The organism is Methylobacterium sp. J-070, assembly GCF_022829385.1.
Lineage (GTDB): Bacteria > Pseudomonadota > Alphaproteobacteria > Rhizobiales > Beijerinckiaceae > Methylobacterium.
On sequence record NZ_JAKSXX010000040.1, the window covers coordinates 1 to 1159 of the forward strand.

Consider the following 1159-nt stretch of genomic DNA (forward strand, 5'->3'; position numbering starts at 1 on the left):
ATTTTGGAAACACGGTTGCGCTAACTTGCTTAGCGGCTCGATGCGCTGAGCTTGAGGATTGATGCTGGACCGTCCGATCATTGGCCTTGCCGTGTGGCTTTCAAAACCCCTCGGCTTCTTGACGACCTGCTTTACCGTCGCCGCCGGGCTGGGCGCCGGCTTCATCCTCAGCTTCAACGATCACTGGGCGCTCGTCTTCAACCTGTTCCTGTCCATCGCCGCCATGCTCTTGGCAGGTGTCATTCTGGTGGCCGGCGCCCGTGATACCGCCGCTATCCAGATGAAGCTGGATGAGCTGATCCGCGCTGTGGAAGACACGGATGAACGCCTCATCGGAGTTGAGGAACTGAGCGCCGAGGAGCTGGAGCTGATCAGGCAGGACCGGCAGCCTTTTTCGGACGCTAGAGTCGATACTGAGGCGTGAGGCGAGGGAGAGCGCGGTGTTGCTCGCGTCAGCTCGCTTTGAGCGCTATTGGCGATGCCATCGTCGTTGCGGCTGCCGCTCGAAGCCGTTCGCAGGTTTGACCAGGAGAGACCGAGCATGCCGAATACGTTTGGCCTCAACCGCACGTTGGGTGGCGCCATCGGCGTCATCGCACTGGTGTCGGTCCTCAGCAGCAGTGCGGTCTTGCTCACGCGTGACCATCTGCAAGACGCAACAAACGCCCTCGACCGCTCGACGCAGGTGGCCCACGGTCTCGACGCCTTCCGCACCGCCATGCTCAATCAAGAGACGGGATTGCGAGGCTACCTGATCACTGGACGCGAGAGCAGCCTCGAACCCTACAGCGCGGGACGGCCGGCCCTGGATGAGATGATCAACCGCCTGCGGACTTTGATCGGCAATGATGCCGAGCGGTCGTCCCTGTTGGCCGACGCCGTGACGGCCGCCCGTGCTTGGCAGGCCGATATCGGCGAGACTGCCATCCGAGAAGCAGCCAACCCGACGACGCGGCCGGGGGCGGTCCGCATTGAGGCCGAAGGCAGGGGCAAGCAGTTCTTCGACACCCTGCGCGGCCCCATGATCAGGTCCATCTCGCGGATGCCGCGGTGCCAGGCGCGGTAGAGGAGGCGGCGGCGGCGCGGATCGAGGTCGGCGCTCGTGCGGGTGGTGCCGGACATGGATCTCGGAGCTCGGCTGAGGACGGGCACACGCTAG

At 63.9% G+C, this 1159-nt stretch carries 2 protein-coding genes and 1 pseudogene; 2 read left to right on the top strand and 1 reads right to left on the bottom strand.

Annotation, left to right across the window (positions count from 1 at the left end; genetic code table 11):
- Positions 1–61: 61 nt before the first annotated feature.
- Complete coding sequence (locus MKL01_RS01925; protein WP_243903549.1) at positions 62–424, top strand: low affinity iron permease family protein; 363 nt, start codon at positions 62–64, stop codon at positions 422–424.
- A gap of 294 nt (positions 425–718) precedes the next feature.
- The gene (locus tag MKL01_RS01930) at positions 719–1066 is read left to right on the top strand and encodes a CHASE3 domain-containing protein (protein ID WP_243903550.1); all 348 of its coding nucleotides are present in this window, start codon (positions 719–721) and stop codon (positions 1064–1066) included.
- Here the strand turns inward: MKL01_RS01930 and MKL01_RS01935 are convergent.
- A pseudogene (locus MKL01_RS01935) lies at positions 1018–1122 on the bottom strand (succinate dehydrogenase assembly factor 2); the annotation flags it as partial. The gene MKL01_RS01930 and the pseudogene MKL01_RS01935 overlap by 49 nt on opposite strands.
- Positions 1123–1159 lie beyond the last annotated feature (37 nt).

What these genes read in the sequence shown, in the direction of transcription:
- MKL01_RS01925 (WP_243903549.1), top strand. Translation starts at nt 62, where the DNA reads ATGCTGGACCGTCCGATCATTGGCCTTGCCGTGTGGCTTTCAAAACCC.
- MKL01_RS01930 (WP_243903550.1), top strand. Translation starts at nt 719, where the DNA reads ATGCTCAATCAAGAGACGGGATTGCGAGGCTACCTGATCACTGGACGC.